Below are 16,935 nucleotides of genomic sequence, written 5' to 3'. Positions count from 1 at the left end.
ATAAAAATCAAAGAAACATTTCAAAAAAAGAGACACAGCCGATTTATTCGACCGTATCTCTTCAGGTTATTCAGAATAATGGGATATATTTTGCCATCTTTTTTTTGCCCGGGATGGCAAATGGATGGCACCCCCCCTATCCTTCAAATATAAATTTTATAAAGCCTTGACACAACAAGCTTCTACTCTTCATCCATCTTCAGAACAGTCATAAAGGCTTCTTGAGGCACCTCTACAGACCCAACTTGTTTCATGCGTTTTTTACCTTCTTTTTGTTTCTCCAACAATTTACGTTTACGAGAAACATCCCCACCGTAACATTTTGCAAGAACATTCTTACGCAAAGCTTTGATTGTGGTTCTGGCCAGGATTTTATGTCCAATCGCTGCCTGGATTGGCACTTCAAACTGTTGACGCGGAATGATTTCTCTTAGCTTTTCAGTAATCGTACGGCCGCGATTATAAGCAAAATCTCGGTGTATAATCGTACTTAATGCATCCACAACTTCTCCGTTTAGCATGATATCCATTTTCACCAATTTGCTTGGTTTATAGCCGATCATTTCATAGTCTAAAGATGCATATCCCTTTGTGCTGGATTTCAGTTGATCAAAGAAATCAAAAATGATTTCTGCTAATGGAATTTCATAGATAACATTGACACGGTTGTCATTCAAGTATTCCATGGTCAAAAAACTTCCGCGTTTGCGTTGTGCTATTTCCATAACAGATCCAACATAATCATTTGGAACCATGATACTTGCTTTTACATACGGCTCTTCTATCCGTTCTATTTCTGTTGAATCCGGCATTTCTGAAGGATTATCAATGGAAATAACTGTTCCATCAGTTTTGTTAATATTATAGATAACAGAAGGCGCAGTTGTAATAATCGCTAAATCGAATTCACGTTCTAATCGTTCTTGAATTACATCCATATGGAGCATACCCAAGAATCCTGTACGGAATCCGAACCCTAATGCTTGGGAGGATTCTGGCTCAAATTGGAGTGAAGCATCATTTAATTGAAGTTTCTCTAAAGCTTCTCTTAAATCATTGAAGTCTGAAGAGTCAACCGGATAAATCCCACAGTAAACCATCGGATTAAGCTTGCGGTACCCTTCCAAAGCCTCACTAGCTGGATTGTTAGCAAGTGTGATAGTATCTCCTACACGAGCGTTTTGGATGGTTTTAATGCTTGCTGTTACGTAACCGACGTCACCCACCATCAAATAATCACGGCTGATTGGTTTTGGCGAAAAAATACCTACTTCAGTAACATCAAATTCTTTTCCGTTTGACATCATTTGTATTTTATCACCTGGACGTAAAATACCATTTTTCACACGAACATTTAAAACAACGCCGCGGTATGGGTCATAAGCGGAGTCAAAAACCAATGCTTGTAAAGGTTCTTCTATATCGCCAGCTGGTGCAGGAACTTTTTCTACAATCTGTTCTAATAATTCTGAAATACCAATTCCAGCTTTTGCACTAGCCAAAACAGCTTCACTTGCGTCAATTCCAACTACATCTTCTACTTCTTGTCTTACTCGTTCTGGATCAGCTGCAGGCAAGTCAATCTTATTAATGACAGGAACAATCTCCAGATCGTTATCTACTGCTAAATAGACATTAGCCAATGTTTGGGCTTCAACACCTTGTGCTGCATCAACGACTAAAATTGCTCCTTCACAGGCAGCCAAACTACGAGATACCTCATAGGTAAAGTCTACGTGTCCTGGGGTATCAATTAAATGGAAAATATATTCTTCTCCATCATTTGCTTGATAGGTCAATTCCACTGCATTTAATTTTATCGTAATTCCACGCTCACGCTCTAAATCCATTGAATCTAAGAGTTGCTGTTGCATTTCTCTATCAGCAACAGTATTAGTAGCTTGTAGAATCCTATCTGCCAAGGTAGATTTTCCATGATCTATATGGGCAATAATAGAAAAATTTCTAATTTTCCTTTGTCTTTCTTTCATTTTTTCTATGTTCATTGAACTACTCACTCTCTTCTTCCAACTATATACCCTAAGATTATAACAAGTTTAGACCAAAGTAACAAGTTCTCAAACCACTAGAAAAGCGGACAAAATCAGGACTTGAGAGTTAGACATAGAAAGCAGAACCTATAACACCTTAGTCTGCAAGAAAATACAGTTGTTAGCTGCTAAAGGCAACTAACAACTGTATGAAAATTTTTTTACAAATAATTAACTAAGTCTTTTAATAAAGCAATCGCTTCTTCTGGCAAAGGATGATCTTGATGATCTTCATTGAATTTTTCAACGTATTCTAAACGCATTTGCATCCGCTCTTTTATAAGCTTCTTGTAAGAAGAATCATCAAAATCAGGCTCATATCCTTTGACATCTAGATAACTTAAGTTTTCTACATTATCAAAGGGTTTAAATTCAGCAGTTTGCTCAACAACACTTTCAATGGCTCCTAAAGTTACCTCTTTTGGTATTTTTTTATCTAGGAAGTAACCTGTATTGATAATGTAGCACTCCATATTTTCTCGACTTAACAATTCTTTGAAATCATTAAAATCTTCTACTAATGGGTAAACTCTAAATGGATTCGCATATGGTTCGATAACTAATTTATCGGTAGATTCACCTTTCTTCACATTCTCTGCACTTGTCCGTTTAGTAGCGAGAGTCAGACCAAAAATTGAGCCCAATACTGGATTTGTTATCTTTACCAATGGTGGAAGTGATTCATCTTTCATAATCCAATAGACTGCATTAATGGGCTCCGTGAATTTATCAACTCGATTTGGTGTCGAATAACGTGATTTCACTGTCCGGCCATTTCCATTTCGAATATCTTCTGTAACAAGAACTTTCTTTCCATCTGTATCCAATGTCACTCCTACATTTTGCACGGTAACAAAATAGTCCTGTTCTGGATGATCTGCTGGGTAGTCTTGAGTTTTATCAAAATAAGCTGGTTCCAAAGCGATAGAAGAGCCATCATTCAGATTGATTAAAAAAGCATCATCATGTAAGACTTTTACGTTGTATTTGTTGTCATGTTTTGAATGTGTCAAGGTTGATTTTCCTGAACCAGATAATCCAAAGAACGACGCAATATAAGACCCATCATCTGTAATAAATTCTTTTTGCCCGCCATGACAAGCAACGAATTGATTACGATGACCGGTTCCCCAAGCCAGCGTTAACGTTCCCTTTTTAAATTCTCCGAAGTATTGCATCCCTAGGATACAAGCTACGTTACTATCAGGTTCAAAATAAGCCAAACCTACAGGATAATCTGGATGTCTCCAATCTGGATCTCCATAAATGTAAATATCTCCTTCAGAAAATTCAGTTGATTCTGCATACATTTCATCGTACTTTTCATTGCTTGCCTGAAAATTCAAGAGCCATGAATACAAATTATTTTCTTGTCCTTCAGGAAATGCAATATGTGCTTTTATCATAAAATCTGGATCTAATCCGACATATCCAGTAGTTTTATAGTACTTCCTGTCGCTACTTTCATAAATCACGTCTCGAATAATTCCTTCTAACTTTGCATCTTCCTCTTTGTCTTCTCCAACGGTTCTTCTCGCTCTTGCGGTTCTTCCAAACGTTTTTCCTCCATTCTCCACTAAAATCTTCGCATCAGAAGGCAGCCCTAATTCTTCAGTATGTTTCACAGGTAAATCGGTAATAATGGTACTTCCAGCTTCTGAAGCTAATCGATAAGCTTCGGCAATGTCATTGACTTCAACCATATTATTTCCATAAAAGGCTGTTTCAATGGTAGTCCGAAATTTCGTCAACAATGGGTTGGTTTTCTTTATGCTTTCCCTTTCATACCGTTCAACAGTTGCCATACATTTCCACTCCTTCACAGTTTGTTACTTCTATTATAAACTTAATTACCGATTTTGTAACCCCTTACATATTTTTGTTTCAAAACATACTATTTATAAATGCTAATTAGGAATAAAAAATTACTTTCCCAAAAACATACAAGGGAAGCAAAAAAAGTGAGAAGAGTTTCTGATAAGCTCCCATCAAAGTAGACACTGTAAAAAACAAACTACTTTGATGGGGGTTTTTTTCTATGGCCAGAAAACATACAGAGATGGAATTATTACAATTCATCGGCCTACACCTAGAGGGTGTCCCTTATCGGACACTCGTCGAAAAATTCAATCTAATGTTATCAATTGCCGTTTTTATGAAATATGTTGACAAGTATCAACGTGATGGCGTCGAAGGGATCCGCTAGCAAAAGAACAACCGCCGGGATACGAAAGAGTTCAAGCAGCAGATCGTGTCTGAACATCTAAGAACGGGATATGATTTTTCTTACTTAGCCGTTAAACATAACATTCCATCGGAAACAACAGTAAAAAATTGGATAAAACGGTATACTGAAGGAAAAGAGAATGTATCCGATTCTCCCAATTCCGAGGTGTATCAGATGACCAGTGCCAAGAAAACATATGAAGAGAAGTTACAAATCGTAGAGGATTACATCAGCAATCGCTTGACCTACAAGGAAGCAGCCGAGAAACACCAGGTAAGTTACAACAACATTTACTTATGGGTAAACAAATACAAAAAGCATGGACCGAAAGGTCTGGAAGACAACCGGGGCCGCGGGAAGCCCACGGAACTTCAAACAACGGAAGAACGGTTAAACGCAGAAGTTGAAACACTCAAAGCCAGAAACAAATGGCTGGAAATGGAGAACGATGCGTTAAAAAAGCGCCAAAAGATCGCTGGGAGTCTCAAATCTCAGGAGTTAGACAAGAAGCGGAATATCTGACTATTGAAGAATTAAAGCATAAATACCCAGTCAACCACCTTTACGACATACTGGGGAATGAGCAATCGTAATGATCATCCATTAGTGCTAAATACAATGAAGCAGATTTTGAGTGATGTAAAACCTGAAACCACCTTAATCCACAGCGACCGTGGCTCCCAGTACACCTCCCATGCATTCAATAAGATGATCCATAGTATGTCGCGTGTCTCAAAATGTATCGACAACGGTCCTATGGAAGGTTTTTGGGGGACGCTAAAGGTGGAAATGTTTAACCTCGATACCTTTGATACACCGGCCTATTTAGATCGGAAAATCAAGACATATATTGCGTTCTTCAATAATGAGCGCGTAACTTTGGATATGGGATTAGCGATTCCCACGGAAGAGAAGATTCTACAAACGGTTGCATAAATGCGATAAAAAAGACCACGCATTTTTACATACATGGTCTAAAAGATTTATTTTTTTACCTGTCTACTTGACAGTGGGCAGTTCATTCCTCTTCTCACTTTTTTACTTCTTTTTTCCTTTTGAATCGAAGTTAAAAGCATCTCTCACTTTATTGAAAAAGCCACTTTCTTCGCCATTTATTTGTTCGCCACTTGCTTCAGCAAAAGCATGCAATGCTTCTTTTTGCTGGTCGCTAAGATTTTTCGGTGTTACGATGCTCACTTTTACATGTTGATCGCCGTTCCCAGTTCCTCTTAAACGTGGCGCTCCTTTTCCTCTTAAACGGAAATTCGTACCCGTTTGAGTTCCAGCTGGAATTTTTAACTTCACTTTTCCATGCACAGTAGGAACTTCAATTTCAGCTCCCATTGCTGCTTGAACAAAAGAGATTGGAAGAACATAATAGATTTCTGCCCCATCTCGGTCAAATATGTCACTTTCTTCAACAGAAAAAATAACATATAAATCTCCGTATGGTCCTCCGTTTGAGCCAACTTCACCTTGACCAGCTAATCGTAATTGCTGACCATCTTCCACTCCGGCTGGTATGGTAACATTTACAGAATGTTCTTTCTCAACATGCCCATTACCATGACAAGTTTCACATTTTTCTACAATTTCTTTACCTGAACCTTGACAAACATCACAAACCGCTTGGGTCATTACGCGACCAAAAGGCGTGTTGCGTTCCACTTGAACAGCACCTGAACCATGACACTTCGAACAAGTTTTTGGCTCTGTTCCAGGCTTTGCACCAGACCCGCTACAAGTTTCACATTCTTCTTCACGTGCATAACGAACGGTTTCTTCTTTACCAAATATAGCTTCTTCAAATTTCAAGTGTACACGATATTGTAAATCTGCCCCTTGACGTGGTGCATTATAGCTTCTAGAACGGCCGCCGCCACCACCAAAGAAGGTATCAAAAATATCATCGAATCCACCTGTAAATCCTCCGAACCCACTGCCGCTTCCGCCGCCAAAACCGCCATAGCCAGCTCCAAAATTTGGGTCTGTGCTTGCATGTCCATATTGATCGTAAGCAGCTCTTTTTTGTGAATCACTCAAAATTTCATAAGCTTCAGCAACTTCTTTAAATCTTTCTGCTGCGTCATCAGCTTTGTTAATATCAGGATGATATTTTTTTGAAAGTTTTCGATAGGCTTTTTTAATTTCATCATCTGAAGCGGTTTTTGAAACGCCTAATATTTCATAATAGTCTCTTTTCGCCATATATTTTCCTCCATTAGATCACTATGATACGGATGCAGTTCCGCACATATATACATCACTATTTTTATATCAGCAAGAAAGCTATCCGTTTTTCATAGTCGCTTAAGAGTTTCGGCAACCTAATCAGTCAAACACGTACAGCCCAATGAAGTTCTGTACGCGTTTTGCTTTCACTAATAAGAAATTATAAACTAATTTCTCTATGACTTAATTAGTCATTGTCAACTTCTTCAAAGTCAGCATCAACAACATTATCGTCATCAGATGAGCCTTGACCGCTGTCAGCTCCTTCACCAGCTTCTGCTTGTTGAGCAGCTGCTTGTTCATAAAGTTTAACAGTCAAGTTTTGAACTACTTCATTCAACGCATCGCGTTTTTCTTTCATAGTTTCTAAATCATTTGCTTCAACTGCTGCTTTTAATTCATCACGTGCTTCTTCTGCTTTTTTCACTTCGTCAGCGTCAACTTTTCCTTCTAAATCTTTCAAAGTCTTATCAGTTTGGAAGATTAATTGATCTACTTCATTACGTAATTCTACTTCTTCTTTACGTTGTTTGTCTGCTTCTGCGTTAGCTTCTGCATCTTTAACCATTTTTTCAATTTCTTCATCAGTTAAACCAGATGATGATTTGATGGTAATTTGTTGTTCTTTTTGTGTTCCCAGGTCTTTCGCACTTACATTTACGATACCATTTTTATCAATATCAAATGTTACTTCGATTTGTGGGATACCACGTGGTGCTGGTGGAATATCCGATAATTGGAATCGACCTAATGTTTTGTTATCCGCAGCCATTGGGCGTTCACCTTGCAATACGTGTACATCTACCGCAGGTTGGTTATCTGCCGCTGTTGAGAATACTTGTGATTTGCTAGTTGGGATCGTTGTATTACGATCAATTAATTTCGTAAACACACCGCCCATTGTTTCAATACCAAGAGAAAGTGGTGTTACGTCAAGAAGTACGATATCTTTTACATCACCTGTAATAACGCCACCTTGGATTGCTGCACCCATTGCTACTACTTCATCCGGGTTCACTGATTTATTTGGTTCTTTACCTGATTCACGACGTACCGCTTCTACAACTGCAGGAATACGAGTCGACCCACCAACTAAGATAACTTGGTCGATTTCACTTTTCTTGATTCCAGCATCTTCAATAGCACGACGTACAGGAATTTTTGTACGTTCTACAAGATCATGTGTCAATTCATCAAATTTTGCTCTTGTTAATGTCATTTCCATATGCAATGGACCAGATGCTCCAGCAGTAATAAATGGCAGGCTGATTTGTGTTGAAGTTACACCAGACAAGTCTTTTTTCGCTTTTTCAGCAGCGTCTTTCAGACGTTGTTTAGCCATTTTGTCATTTGCTAAATCAATTCCATTTTCCTTTTTGAACTCTGCAACCATGAAGTCAATAATTTTGTTATCAAAATCATCTCCACCAAGGTTGTTATCTCCTGATGTACTTAATACGTCAAATACGCCATCACCAAGTTCAAGAATAGAAACGTCAAATGTTCCTCCACCTAAGTCAAATACTAAGATTTTTTCATCCGTATCAGTCTTATCTAGTCCATAAGCCAAGGCAGCTGCTGTCGGCTCGTTCACAATACGCTCAACCTCTAGACCAGCGATTCTACCTGCGTCTTTAGTTGCTTGACGTTGTGCATCATTAAAGTATGCAGGAACTGTAATAACTGCTTTATCTACAGTATCTCCTAAGTATTCTTCTGCATAACCTTTTAGGTATTGTAGAATCATTGCAGAAATTTCTTGTGCTGTATAGGATTTGTCTTCCACTTCAACTTTAAAACCAGCTTCCCCTATATGGCGTTTTACAGAACTAATTGTATTTGGGTTTGTAATTGCTTGACGTTTTGCAACTTCCCCTACTTGAATTTCACCATTTTTGAAGGAAACAACAGAAGGTGTTGTTCGATTTCCTTCTGGGTTTGGAATAATTTTAGCTTCTCCACCCTCTAATACTGCAACTGCAGAGTTTGTAGTTCCTAAGTCAATACCGATAATTTTGCTCATAGTTGAATATCTCCTCTAATTTTTAAATTTTTAAATTTTTAAAATACATTAATTATTGTGCCACAATTACCATTGCAGGTCGAAGTACACGGTCTTTTAAACTATAACCTTTTTGGACAACAGATACAACCGTATCAGCTTCTTGCCCTTCTTCGAGAGCTTGTACTTGAATCGACATATGGAAGTTTGGATCAAATGGTTCGTTGACCGGATTGATTACTTCAATGCCTTCACTCTTCAAAGCTTCCACAAAAGAATTATATACCATTTCAACGCCTTTTTTTAGATTCAATGCTTTTTCATCTTCTACTTCGATTTCTAAAGCACGTTCCAAGTTATCCACTACTGGCAGCAATTCATTTGCTAATACTTGTGAACGGTATTTCGCAGCATCTTGTCGTTCTTTGGCATTCCTCTTTTGGATATTGGCTAATTCGGCTTGTACGCGTAAATAGCGATCCTGTGTTTCCTCTAGCTCTTTAGTCAGCTGTTCTATTTCAGAAACCGTCTCTTCAACTTCTTCGACTGTTTCGTCTATTGCAGCAACTTCTTCGTTTTCATTTAGGTTTTGTTTTTCTCCCACGACGATTCTCCTTTACTATTCTTCATAAAAATCATGCATACTGTCTGATAGTTCATCACTTGTCACACGCATAATTTTGATAATTTCATCATACGGCATATTGGTAGGGCCTAGTAAAGCAATTAATCCTTTACCGCTCCTGCCAGCGCTGTATGTGGCCGTAATTAAACTTAAATTATTCAATAATTCATTATTCATTTCTGTACCAATCCGTACCGTGATTTGGTTTGGATCGCTTAACAGCAACGAATGCAATTCATTCGATTGATGGATCAATGAATAAATTGATTTAATCTTCTCTCGATCATTTGACTGATCAAAATCAAAATAGTTAAGGAGATTCATTTCTCCACCAATATAGATTCGGTCATTATCCATTTTAGAGATAATTTCTTTGAAGATAGAAAATAAATCCAGTTCATCGCCTACATACCTTGTCACAAGTGCAGGTATTTCCGTCTGAAGCTTTAGATAGACTTCATTAAGCTGTAAACCTGCTAATTCTTCATTAAATATATTAATGATTTTCTCAAGTTTGCCAGTATCAAAGTTTCTGCCTAAGGAGAACATCTTACTTTCAATATATCCTTTATCAGTCACTAGGATTGCCATGTACTGACCACTTGTAACAGGCACTAAACGAAAACCCGTTAACTTACTATTAATCTTCTCAGGACCAATGCTCAAGGCCGTGTAATTCGTTAAGTAAGAAAGCATTTCAGCAGAGGTTTCGATAATCTCCTGAGCTTCCTTATAGGGTGAACGTATCGAACGTTTAATCTTTTTCCTGATTAAATCTTCGGAAGAAGATTCAAGTCTTTGCTGGAGCAAATAATCAACATAATGACGATAGCCTAAGATAGACGGTATTCTTCCAGAAGAAGCATGCATTTTCTCTAAATATCCCAACTCTTCGATGCGCATCATATCATTTCGGATCGTCGCCGGAGAAACGGATAAATTTATTTCATTTAATAAGCTTTTCGAGCCAAGTGGTTCACCATGCTCAATATAATGCTTAATAATCTGGTTTAATATCATCAGCTGTCTTTCTGTTAACATATATTCACCTCGCTTTAGCACTTAAGCATACAGAGTGCTAATCCATAAACAAATTTATCACGATGCTATGTTTTTGTCAACAGATATCAACTGTTTTATTCTCAATCATTTATTAATTATCCATTAAGAAGGAACGGAACACTTCATTTCCTAAAAAAACGCCTTTTTTCGTCAAACGAATATAATCCCCTTCAATTTTAATCAACTTTTGATTAAAAAGCGTTGTTAATTCATTCTGGTAAATTTCCTCGACCGCTTGTCCATATTTTGTTTTGAAGAGCGTTTGGTCGATACCTCTCATTGTCCTAAGACCAAGGATCATCTCTTCCTCCATTTTATTTTGCTTGGATAGAGTGTTTTGATAAATAATTGGCGATTCACCTTGCCTTAGTGGCTCTAAAAAATGTTGAATCGGCCCATGATTGTTATAACGGACTCCATCAATGTAGCCATGAGCGCCCGCTCCAAAACCAAAATATGTATCATTATTCCAATATGCCAAGTTGTGTTGAGACTGAAAGCCCGGCTTTGCATAATTTGATATCTCATATTGGTAACGCCCAGCTTTTTCCATCGTTTCCATCGCAAGTTGAAACATATCCGCCTCATCATCTTCAGATGGCAATGGAAGTTTCCCTTGTCGCATTAAATTATAGAAAATCGTTTTGTTTTCGAGGATTAAGGCATAAATCGAATAATGCGGTAAGTCTAACTCCAATGCTTTTTGCAAGGTTCGAGTAAAATCTTCTATTGTTTGATTCGGTAAACGAAATATAAGATCAATACTGATATTATCAAAGCCAGCTTTATCTGCGTTCGCAACACAATCATATACTTGTTCTGCTGTATGGATTCTACCAATTTTTTTTAATATTTCATTATTGAAAGATTGAACACCCATACTGATTCGATTTACACCATGTGATTTCATTACAGCAAATTTTTCAAAAGAGACACTTTCCGGATTTGCCTCAACAGTAAATTCTGCATTTTTATCCAGAGGGAAATACGTTTGGACTCCATCCAAAAGTTTGTCTAATTGTTTAGCTGTGAGCGTCGTTGGTGTTCCTCCGCCAATATAGAAGGTACTGACCGCCTCCTTAGGATGCCGGCTCTTCATAATCGCCATTTCCTTGATTACAGCGTCCACATACTCGTCAACAGGTTGTCCTTCTAAAAATACTTTGTTAAAGTCACAGTAGAAACAGATGTGTTCGCAAAAAGGAATGTGTAAATAAGCAGCGGTCATTCCATCATCTCCAAATCAGAGTTCACGTCTGCATCCACGATTTGATCAGGATGCTGAGAAAAGTATTTTTCCGTATCAATTTGGTCTTGTTTTAACTGATCAATCAATCCTTCAATACCCGTAAATTTTACTTCATCACGTAGATAATGATGCCAACGAACGGTTACTTTTTCCCCATAAATCATTTTATCAAAATCAAAGATATTTACTTCGATGGTCTTTTGGCGGTCTTTTTCAAATGTAATATTATAGCCGATTGAGGCCATACCTTGATACCATTTCCCTTGAACTCTAATGGATACCGCATATACGCCTACTTTTGGTAACCGAATATACTTGCCTATTTTTATATTTGCAGTAGGAAAACCAAGTTCTCTTCCTCTTGCATCACCATGCATGACACGGCCATCAAACTGATAGATATAACCAAGCATTTGATTAGCTCTCTCTAAATTACCGCTATCTAATGCTTCACGGATACTCGTTGAACTAATCTTTTCTTTGTTGTCGGTTACTTGAGCAGAAACTTCGATAATGTCGAATCTTTTTTTTGCATAAGAAGGTAAATGAGCCATGTCAGCAATATTCTTAGGACCATAAGTATAATCAAAACCAGCGACAATTGCATCGGCATTAAGACCGACTATATACTGATCAACAAATTCTTGCGGACGTAAAGTTCCAAAATCATACGTAAAATCAATGATATAAAAATAATCCACACCTAACTGCTCCATCAAGGCTATTTTTCTTTCTGGAACAGACAAATATTTCATTGATTCTGCGTCCAGTTTCTTATATACAATACTAGGGTGTTGGTTGAAGGACATTACCGCTAATTTACTATCTCTTTTTATCGCTTCTTGTTTGGCTTTCTTTATAACCGCTTGATGCCCGATATGGACGCCATCAAAGTACCCCAAAGCTAAAACTACCGACTCCTTGGGGATTTCTTCTTTCTTATAAGGATGATGAATATATAATACTTCCATTATTAACTCTCTTTCCTGTTTGCCAAAATTAGGACAAAAACATTTTCCGTGGTTTTTTAAACCCTTCTCGACCAGGGTGATTTTCATACAATGCTACCAAATTATTATTATAATGGAAAGCAATCAGATTTATTTCTTCCATCCCTGGAAAAGCATCGGCTTCGATTACTGCTCCATTTTTCACTCTGCTCCACAAGGAATCGTTTAACGAAAAGCTAGGAAGTTCCTCAAAAATAAGATCAATAGGCTCTAAAATTGAAGAAACTTGATTACTTTCTGCCAGTTCACGAACTTGTGCTAATGTATAACAGTTTGTTTGTTCGAAAGGGCCGCTCTTCATGCGCGTTAGTTGCGACATATGAGCAGGATACCCTATTTTTTTGCCTAGATCTACTGCAAGTGTACGAACATAAGTCCCTTTTCCACAAGCCACAACAAATTTCCAAGAAACTGTTTGATTTTTTTCATTATATTTTGGATTGCTTGTTCTATTAAAAGAATAAATTTGAGCGGTTCTTTTAGGACGCTCTACTTCTTCCCCATTACGTGCGTATTCATAAAGTCTTTTACCATTTACTTTTACTGCGGAATACATTGGAGGTATTTGAGTAATTTCTCCGACAAAAGACTTCATACAACAATCAATCTCTTCATTCGAAATATCTTTTCTTACTGAAAGCTGTTCGATTATTTCACCATGAGCATCTTCTGTCGTCGTTGCGATTCCTAGCGTAATCTCTCCGGAGTATGCTTTTCCCATATCCGTCATGAATTCAGCGGCTTTTGTCGCTGGTCCAAGACAAATTGGTAAAACACCGTCTACTTCTGGATCAAGTGTTCCAGTATGCCCAACTCTTTTCATTTTCAAAATTTTTCGAAGTTGAAAAACACAATCGTGGCTGGTCATCCCTCGCTCTTTCCATAATGGCAAAATTCCATTCATTCTCTTTCCTCCAATCTTTACAACCCTGTAATTATAGCATAATCAAAGCTGCTTTCGAACCTTCATTCAAAAGCAGCTCTAATGAAATTAATGTAGTCTGTAATAAAAAATAAAACCCCATGCTAACAATCCTGCTAGATACCAGCCATAAAAATAAAAATGCTTTGTTTTATGTCGAAAGATCTTCATTCCAGCAATACCACCGATTCCTCCACAAATAGATCCTACTATTAGTAACATTTTTTCAGGGATACGGAATTGTCTTTTTTTTGCTCTTGATTTATCAATACCCATTAAAATAAAAGCAAGGATATTCAAAAGGAAAAGTCCAGCAAAATAAAATTCTTTGTAATCAATCATAGCTCAGAATAGTGTTGACTTTGACGAATAATTTCAACGATAACATCTGTAGCTTTTACCATGCTTTCTGCCGCAACGAATTCATAACGTCCATGGAAGTTCTCTCCACCCGCAAATATATTAGGCGTTGGTAACCCCATATATGTCAATTTCGAACCGTCTGTTCCACCTCGAATTGGTTCAATAATTGGTTCAATCGATAGAGATTTCATTGCTTTTTCAGCTAAGGTTACAGGACGCATATCTTTTTCAAGAAGTTCTCCCATATTATAGTATTGATCAGCAATCTCAATATTAATACGCGGTTCCTTAAAGGCTTGATTCATTTTTTCAGCAATCTCTTGCATATTTTTCTTTTTCTCTTCAAATAATCTACGATCGTGGTCTCGGATAATATAAACCATCTTACTTTCTTCAACGGTTCCTTCAATGCCCAAAAGATGGTAGAATCCCTCTCGTTGATCTGTTTTTTCGGGAGTTTGTTTTTCTGGCAGATAGCTGTTGTATTCCATAGCTAATGTAATTGCATTGACCATCGTGTCTTTTGCTGTTCCCGGATGAACATTTTTCCCTTGAATTTCAACGACAGCTTGTGCAGCATTAAAACTTTCAAATTGTAATTCCCCTACAGGACCACCATCCATCGTATAAGCAAAATCGCAAGCAAAAGCTTCTACATCAAAAAGATCTGCACCTTTTCCAATTTCTTCATCGGGACCAAAAGCGACACGAACTTCTCCGTGTTTGATTGTGGTATCTGCTAAAATGATTTCCATAGCTGTCATAATTTCCGCAATTCCAGCTTTGTCATCTGCACCTAGTAAAGTGTTGCCATCTGTGGTAATCAAAGTTTGGCCTTGATAATTTTTTAAATTTGGAAAGTCTTCCGGAGATAAAACAATATTTTTTTCTTTATTTAGGATAATTGCTTCTCCATCATAGTTTTCATGGATTTGTGGATTGACATTTTTTGATTCAAAATCAGCAGTATCCATATGTGCTATAAAACCGATTGCAGGTAATTTTTCATCTGTACTTGCAGGAATATGTGCAGTCACAAAACCATTTTCAGGATTGTATTGAATAGCAGACATTCCAATTTTTTCTAATTCAGGTATCAAAATTTCTTTTGCAAATGCAATCTGGCTAGCTGTAGACGGCACTGTTTCACTATTTTCATCTGAACGTGTATCAAACTTAGTGTAGGTAAGTAATCGATTAATTAATTGTTCTTGCATGGATTTATTGCTTCCCTTCTTAAAAACTATAATTGATTATCAAAAATAAACGGATTCGTGTTAACGGTAGACGGAATAATTTCTACATCCCAAGACAATTCTTTTTTCCACTCAGTTAACATCTCTCGCAGCTTCGGAATACAAACTTTTTCTATGTGATGCCCTGGATCAACAACTACTAATCCAGCTGCTTGCATATCGTGAGCAGTGTGATAATAAACATCCCCTGTTATATATACGTCTGCTTCTTTTTGGATTGCTTTCGGATAGTATTTTCCAGCATCTCCGCCACAGAGGGCTACTCTACGTATCTTTTTATTAAGGTCATTCTGAGGCGCAATCACTCGTAAGCCGTCTACTTTAAAAGATTTTTTCACATGTTTAGCGAAATCTTTTAAATTCATCTCTTTTTCTAAATTCCCTACTCTGCCTAAGCCAAACGTTTCTGCTTGTTTTTGGTCAACCGAGTAGGTTTCAAAAACAGGTTCTTCATAAGGATGTGCTTGATACATCGCTTCAAGAATAGTGGTGAGTTTCTCTTCTTCGAGAATCACTTCTATTTTCTCTTCCATTACTTTTTCTGGCTTTCCAACTTCTCCAATAGTAGGGTCCGCTTCATTCACAGGAGTAAAGCGACCAATTCCTTCTAAAGTGTAAGAACAATCTTTATAGTTATCGGTTATCTTTCCAGCGCCTGCTGAAGTAATTGCTTGCCTGACAACTTCTGCGTGTGTTTCGGGAACATAGACAGCCAGACGTTTTAGACAAATGGTTTTACTCACATCCATTATTTCTACATCGTTTAACCCTAATTGATCTGCCAGCCAATCATTCATACCACCATTTGCGTTATCTAGATTGGTATGCGCTGCATATACGGTAATATCATTCTTCATTAAATCAGCATACATTTTTATTTGGGGATTAGCTAAATCTAAACGAGCAATAGGACTGTAGATAGGCGGATGGTGTGCTAATATGAAGTCTATGTTTTTTTCAATTGCTTCTTGAACCACTTCTGGCCGCACATCTAGAGTAACCATAATTTTTTTTATGGTTTTTGAAAGATCACCGACATGTAAACCTACTGGATCTCCATCCTCAGCTAACCAAAGAGGGACTTCTTTCTCAAAGTGTTTCACAAAATCAAATCCGATAAGAGTTTTCATGAAATCTCCTCCTTGATTTTTTTCATTATTTTTTTGACCTCTATTTTTTTATCTGAAACATCTCTTTGCGAATGGTCTAAACTATTTAAAATATATTCATATTTTTCATATTCGTTTTGCCATTTTTCAACAAACACCTTACTCTTTTCTTTCCGCAAAAATCTTCCAAAAACAAAATCTTCTTCAGCGTAGTTTGGCAGCTCGTCTGCTGGTTCTGCAACGATGATTTCATAAATTTTATTATTTTCCGAAATGATTTGTTCAGCTATAATGTTATATTGATTTTCTATTAACCACATTCGTAATTTTTTTTCCGCATTGTTCGGCTGCAAGATTAATCGTTTCACGTTTAACAATCGATTTTCCTCATTGCCAGAATCTAAAATCCTAGCTATTAAATCGCCGCCCATTCCGCAAATGGTAACTGTATCAATTTTATCCGCGGCTTCAATAACCGAAACACCATCCCCTAGTCTTGCCTGAACAATGTGTTCTACTTGAGATGCTTCAATTTGTTTTTTAGCGGAAGCAAAAGGGCCTACAACCACTTCGCCAGCTATCGCGAACTCAATCATTCCCTTTTGTGCCAGATTACAAGGTAAATAAGCGTGATCTGAACCAATGTCTGCTATCCGTGCACCTTTTTCTATATAGGATGCAGCAGTTTCTAATCGCTTTGATAATTGATTATCATTCATGTACTGCTCCTCCTTTCAAAATTCTTACTTCTCCTTATAATCTTATCAGTTTAAGCTAAAAAATTAAAGCATCGTTCAAAAAAAAGAGAGAGAGTGGGAAAAAAGGCG

Annotated in this window: 16 protein-coding genes and 1 pseudogene; 4 read left to right on the top strand and 13 right to left on the bottom strand. The window is 37.4% G+C overall.

Translation table 11 applies throughout. The features are described 5' to 3' along the window. Positions 1 to 182: 182 nt before the first annotated feature. Together lepA and EJN90_RS12200 are read right to left on the bottom strand one after the other, a co-directional pair. A complete protein-coding gene (gene lepA / locus EJN90_RS12205) occupies positions 183 to 2,006 on the bottom strand; it encodes a translation elongation factor 4 (RefSeq protein WP_126111640.1) in 1,824 nt (607 codons plus the stop codon). A 206-nt stretch (positions 2,007 to 2,212) separates the two neighbouring features. Then, positions 2,213 to 3,856: a phosphoenolpyruvate carboxykinase (ATP) gene (locus EJN90_RS12200; protein WP_126111638.1), complete on the bottom strand. Its 1,644-nt coding sequence runs from the start codon at positions 3,854 to 3,856 to the stop codon at positions 2,213 to 2,215. A 233-nt stretch (positions 3,857 to 4,089) separates the two neighbouring features. Between EJN90_RS12200 and EJN90_RS13920 the strand changes: the two genes are divergently transcribed. The 4 genes and pseudogenes from EJN90_RS13920 to EJN90_RS12190 all read left to right on the top strand — a co-directional run bounded on the left by EJN90_RS13920 (position 4,090) and on the right by EJN90_RS12190 (position 5,214). After that, a complete protein-coding gene (locus EJN90_RS13920; RefSeq protein ID WP_164544085.1) occupies positions 4,090 to 4,257 on the top strand; it encodes a hypothetical protein in 168 nt (55 codons plus the stop codon). Between the two features lie 18 nt (positions 4,258 to 4,275). After that, a pseudogene (locus tag EJN90_RS14130) lies at positions 4,276 to 4,428 on the top strand (transposase); the annotation flags it as partial. 24 nt (positions 4,429 to 4,452) lie between these two features. Next, positions 4,453 to 4,800, top strand: coding sequence for a helix-turn-helix domain-containing protein (locus EJN90_RS12195; RefSeq protein WP_265415851.1), 348 nt, complete (start codon positions 4,453 to 4,455; stop codon positions 4,798 to 4,800). A gap of 57 nt (positions 4,801 to 4,857) precedes the next feature. Further along, on the top strand, positions 4,858 to 5,214 hold the full coding sequence (locus EJN90_RS12190; protein WP_407657490.1) for an IS3 family transposase: 357 nt from the start codon (positions 4,858 to 4,860) through the stop codon (positions 5,212 to 5,214). Positions 5,215 to 5,316: 102 nt separating this feature from the next. Here EJN90_RS12190 and dnaJ read toward each other — a convergent pair whose 3' ends face one another. The 11 genes from dnaJ to EJN90_RS12135 all read right to left on the bottom strand — a co-directional run bounded on the left by dnaJ (position 5,317) and on the right by EJN90_RS12135 (position 16,827). Further along, complete coding sequence (dnaJ, locus tag EJN90_RS12185) at positions 5,317 to 6,486, bottom strand: molecular chaperone DnaJ (protein ID WP_126111634.1); 1,170 nt, start codon at positions 6,484 to 6,486, stop codon at positions 5,317 to 5,319. A gap of 211 nt (positions 6,487 to 6,697) precedes the next feature. Beyond that, the gene (dnaK, locus tag EJN90_RS12180) at positions 6,698 to 8,533 is read right to left on the bottom strand and encodes a molecular chaperone DnaK (protein ID WP_126111632.1); all 1,836 of its coding nucleotides are present in this window, start codon (positions 8,531 to 8,533) and stop codon (positions 6,698 to 6,700) included. A 52-nt stretch (positions 8,534 to 8,585) separates the two neighbouring features. Further along, positions 8,586 to 9,116, bottom strand: a complete 531-nt coding sequence (grpE, locus tag EJN90_RS12175) for a nucleotide exchange factor GrpE (RefSeq protein ID WP_322348862.1) — start codon at positions 9,114 to 9,116, stop codon at positions 8,586 to 8,588. Between the two features lie 15 nt (positions 9,117 to 9,131). Further along, positions 9,132 to 10,178 carry a heat-inducible transcriptional repressor HrcA gene (hrcA, locus tag EJN90_RS12170; RefSeq protein ID WP_126111628.1) on the bottom strand — a complete coding sequence of 349 codons (1,047 nt, stop codon included), beginning with the start codon at positions 10,176 to 10,178 and terminating at the stop codon, positions 9,132 to 9,134. A 112-nt stretch (positions 10,179 to 10,290) separates the two neighbouring features. Next, positions 10,291 to 11,427, bottom strand: a complete 1,137-nt coding sequence (gene hemW / locus EJN90_RS12165) for a radical SAM family heme chaperone HemW (RefSeq protein WP_126111626.1) — start codon at positions 11,425 to 11,427, stop codon at positions 10,291 to 10,293. After that, a complete protein-coding gene (gene ribF / locus EJN90_RS12160) occupies positions 11,424 to 12,419 on the bottom strand; it encodes a riboflavin biosynthesis protein RibF (protein ID WP_126111624.1) in 996 nt (331 codons plus the stop codon). The genes hemW and ribF overlap by 4 nt, the downstream gene beginning before the upstream one ends. A 28-nt stretch (positions 12,420 to 12,447) precedes the next feature. Next, on the bottom strand, positions 12,448 to 13,362 hold the full coding sequence (truB, locus tag EJN90_RS12155) for a tRNA pseudouridine(55) synthase TruB (protein WP_126111622.1): 915 nt from the start codon (positions 13,360 to 13,362) through the stop codon (positions 12,448 to 12,450). A gap of 87 nt (positions 13,363 to 13,449) precedes the next feature. Beyond that, complete coding sequence (locus tag EJN90_RS12150; protein ID WP_126111620.1) at positions 13,450 to 13,722, bottom strand: DUF1294 domain-containing protein; 273 nt, start codon at positions 13,720 to 13,722, stop codon at positions 13,450 to 13,452. Then, positions 13,719 to 14,960, bottom strand: coding sequence for a peptidase T (pepT, locus tag EJN90_RS12145; RefSeq protein WP_126111618.1), 1,242 nt, complete (start codon positions 14,958 to 14,960; stop codon positions 13,719 to 13,721). The genes EJN90_RS12150 and pepT overlap by 4 nt, the downstream gene beginning before the upstream one ends. Positions 14,961 to 14,986: 26 nt before the next feature. Next, positions 14,987 to 16,129: a Nif3-like dinuclear metal center hexameric protein gene (locus EJN90_RS12140; protein WP_126111616.1), complete on the bottom strand. Its 1,143-nt coding sequence runs from the start codon at positions 16,127 to 16,129 to the stop codon at positions 14,987 to 14,989. After that, positions 16,126 to 16,827, bottom strand: a complete 702-nt coding sequence (locus EJN90_RS12135) for a tRNA (adenine(22)-N(1))-methyltransferase (RefSeq protein WP_126111614.1) — start codon at positions 16,825 to 16,827, stop codon at positions 16,126 to 16,128. The genes EJN90_RS12140 and EJN90_RS12135 overlap by 4 nt, the downstream gene beginning before the upstream one ends. Positions 16,828 to 16,935: the final 108 nt, after the last annotated feature.

Source organism: Jeotgalibaca ciconiae (genome assembly GCF_003955755.1).
In the GTDB taxonomy this organism is placed as follows: domain Bacteria; phylum Bacillota; class Bacilli; order Lactobacillales; family Aerococcaceae; genus Jeotgalibaca; species Jeotgalibaca ciconiae.
This window is presented reverse-complemented; position numbering and strand designations above follow the sequence as displayed.